Here is a 2,694-nt window from a genome sequence, read left to right as displayed (position 1 = left end):
GCCCGCCGCGCCGCCGCCCGGATCAAGGTCGAGTACGCCGAGCTGCCGCTCGTGGTCGACGAGGCCACCGCCACCGCGCCCGGCGCGCCGCTGCTCCACCCCGGCCGCGCCGACCACCACGCCGCCCACGCCCCGCACCCCAATGTCGTCCACCGCCAGCCCGTGCGGCGCGGCGACGTCGCCGCCGCCAAGGCCCGCGCCGATGTCGTCGTCCGCCGGGACTACGAGGTCGGCATGCAGGACCAGGCGTTCCTTGGCCCCGAATCCGGGCTCGCGGTGCCCGCCGAGGACGGCGGCATCGACCTCTACATCGCCACCCAGTGGCTGCACGTGGACCGCGACCAGCTGGCCCCGGTGCTGGGCCTGCCCGCCGACAAGGTGCGGCTGACGCTCTCCGGCGTGGGCGGGGCGTTCGGGGCGCGCGAGGACCTGTCCATGCAGGCGCACGCCAGTCTGCTGGCGCTCCGCACCGGCAGGCCCGTGAAGATCGTTTACAACCGGTACGAGTCGTTTTTCGGCCATGTCCACCGGCACCCCGCCAAGCTCACCTACGAGCACGGCGCCACCCGGGACGGCCGACTGCTCTACGTCCAATGCCGCATCGTGCTGGATGGCGGGGCGTACGCCTCCTCCTCCCCGGCGGTCGTCGGCAACGCCGCCTCCCTGGCGATCGGCCCCTACGTCGTCGACCATGTGGACGTCGAGGCGATCGCCCTCTACTCCAACAACCCGCCCTGCGGCGCGATGCGCGGCTTCGGCGCGGTCCAGGCGTGCTTCGCGTACGAGGCTCAGATGGACGCCGTGGCCCACGAACTCGGCCTGCACCCCGTCGAGTTCCGGCAGCGCAACGCCATGGCGCAGGGCGCCGTCATGCCCACCGGGCAGATTGTGGACTCCCCGGCCCCGGTCGCCGAGATCCTGCGCCGGGTCCGGGAGCTGCCCCTCCCGCCGGAGCGCGCCTGGGAGACGGCGGACGGGGACGTCGACGTCCGCGCCCTGCCCGGCGGCCTGTCCAACACCACCCACGGCGAGGGTGTGGTGCGGGGCGTCGGCTACGCGGTCGGCATCAAGAACGTCGGCTTCTCGGAGGGCTTCGACGACTACTCCACCGCCCGGGTGCGTCTGGAGGTCATCGGCGGCGAGCCCGTCGCCCTGGTCCACACCGCGATGGCCGAGGTCGGCCAGGGCGGCGTCACGGTCCACGCCCAGATCGCCCGTACCGAACTCGGCGTCAGCCGGGTCACCATCCACCCCGCCGACACCCGGGTCGGCTCCGCGGGCTCCACCTCCGCCTCCCGCCAGACGTACATGACCGGCGGCGCCATCAAGCACACCTGCGAGGCGGTCCGGGAGGAGGTCTTCCGCCGCTGCGGCCTGCCGAGCGGTGCCGCCGGGCTGCTGCTGCGGGACGGCAAGGTGGTCACGGACACCGGCGAGGTCGTCGCCGACCTCGCGGACCTCCTCGGGGACGACGCGATCGACATCGAGAAGGAATTCCGGCACCGGCCCACCGAGCCCTTCGACCTCACGACCGGTCAGGGCTTCGGCCACGTCCAGTACTCCTTCTGCGCCCACCGCGCCGTCGTCGAGGTCGACACCGAACTCGGCCTGGTCAAGGTCATCGAACTGGCGGCCGCACAGGACGTCGGCAAGGCGCTCAACCCGCTCTCCGTCGTCGGCCAGATCCAGGGCGGCTCCACGCAGGGGCTCGGCCTCGCCGTGATGGAGGAGATCCTCGTCTCGGACGGCGCCCGCGTCCGCAACCCGTCCTTCACCGACTATCTGATCCCCACCATCCTCGACACCCCGACCATGCCGGTCGACATCCTGGAACTGGCGGACCACCACGCCCCCTACGGTCTGCGGGGCGTCGGCGAGGCCCCGACGCTCTCCTCCACCCCCGCGGTCGTCGCGGCCATCCGCGCCGCGACGGGCCTCCGGCTGGGACGGGTGCCGGTGCGGCCGGAGCATCTGACGGGTACGTGACGTGACGCGCTCCCGGCCCGGACCCCGGGCCGGGAGTACGTCGATACGGTCATCTGACGGAACGCCACCCCTGGGCGGGAATCCCGTTGCGCCACTCGGCGGACGCTCGCGTTGCCGGGTCCCGGTTTCTGAGTGAGCCTCAGATCCGACCCATGCGACCCCACGCGACCCGCCCCTTGGAGTACGCCCGTGCGAACGAGACGGAAAACCCTCGCCGTGTCGATGGCCGTTCTGGCCGCAACTGCCCTTCCCCTGCTGAGCGGTTCGGCCGTTCAGGCTGCCGTACAGGAGCGCGTCGCCGCGCCCTCGCACGGAACCCCCCTCTACGTCCCCCCGGCCGACCCGCGCGTCATACCGTCAGGTGACGCGGCTCGCCTGGGCGGGGCGACTACCGCGGGGCCTCCGGGCTCCTCGCCATGGTGCGGACCCCGCAGGCGGTCTGGTACGGGGACGAGTCCCCGGCCCGGGTCGCCCGCCTGGTCCGGATGACCACCCGCGATGCCGCGCGGCGCGACAGGCTGCCGGTGCTCGCCCTCTACAACGTCCCCGGCCGTGACTGCGGCAGCTACTCCGCCGGGGGAGCGCGGGACCACCGACGAGTACAAGGCGTGGATCGACGCCGTGGCCGAGGGCATCGGCGACCGCGAGGGTGATGATCGTCCTCGAAACCCGACTCGCTGGCGGCTGCTGCCCTCGGACTGCGGTGGG

At 73.0% G+C, this 2,694-nt stretch carries 2 protein-coding genes; both read left to right on the top strand.

Annotation, left to right across the window (positions count from 1 at the left end):
* The coding region (locus tag SSOG_RS10995) for a molybdopterin cofactor-binding domain-containing protein (RefSeq protein ID WP_063631552.1) at positions 1-1,986 on the top strand (1,986 nt) is incomplete at its 5' end.
* 416 nt (positions 1,987-2,402) lie between these two features.
* The gene (locus SSOG_RS48300; RefSeq protein ID WP_009714294.1) at positions 2,403-2,639 is read left to right on the top strand and encodes a glycoside hydrolase family 6 protein; all 237 of its coding nucleotides are present in this window, start codon (positions 2,403-2,405) and stop codon (positions 2,637-2,639) included.
* Positions 2,640-2,694 lie beyond the last annotated feature (55 nt).

It is taken from the genome of Streptomyces himastatinicus ATCC 53653 (assembly GCF_000158915.1).
GTDB lineage: Bacteria > Actinomycetota > Actinomycetes > Streptomycetales > Streptomycetaceae > Streptomyces > Streptomyces himastatinicus.
This window is presented reverse-complemented; position numbering and strand designations above follow the sequence as displayed.

Coding starts and splice junctions, on each gene's coding strand:
- SSOG_RS48300 (WP_009714294.1), top strand. CDS start 2,403: ATGGTGCGGACCCCGCAGGCGGTCTGGTACGGGGACGAGTCCCCGGCC.